General features: G+C 44.6%; 1 protein-coding gene. It reads right to left on the bottom strand.

The window, feature by feature from the left end; all coding sequences use genetic code 11:
* A partial coding sequence (locus ACNPNW_RS16410; RefSeq protein WP_448767203.1) for a PAS domain S-box protein occupies positions 1-376 on the bottom strand: 376 nt, incomplete at its 3' end.
* Positions 377-514 lie beyond the last annotated feature (138 nt).

The raw sequence follows: 514 nt of genomic DNA, 5'->3' as shown, positions 1-514 counted from the left end.
CCGTTAGCTGGTCCGCTATCTTCCGGTCCGTTATATCCTGTGCATACACAATTATATATGAGAAGGCTTGTCCCTGGTCAGACAGACAAAAGGTAAGGGAAAGCCATACAGGGCTCCCTCCCGGGGTAAGAATTCGCTGCTCTTTCCTGAAGGTCGCTTCGGGAGAGTCAAGCAATTCATTAAGCACCTCTTGAAAAGGAATATCACTAAACAGGGATGTCGCGAGCATCCCGGATTCCGTACAACCAAACAAATTGCAAAAAGCGGAATTGACCCGTACCCAGCTACCTTCATCAGCAGCCAGCAAGGCCATTCCCATCGGGGACTTCATGAACGCTTGATCCAGAATATTACTGTCCTCTGCCAGGGTGAACATTTATCCAAGGCCTCCTTAATCACGAGCCGAATCTTACAGACTCTCTAATTATTCTCTTATCACAGTATACGATAAGAGAACCGGGTAAAGAAACGAACAAGTCTTGTTTTAATTAAAGAAATTAAAATTTAAACTATT

Source organism: Acinetobacter endophylla (assembly GCF_053543775.1).
The sequence above is the reverse complement of the archived record's forward strand: the minus strand, read 5'-3'. Positions and strand labels throughout refer to the sequence as shown.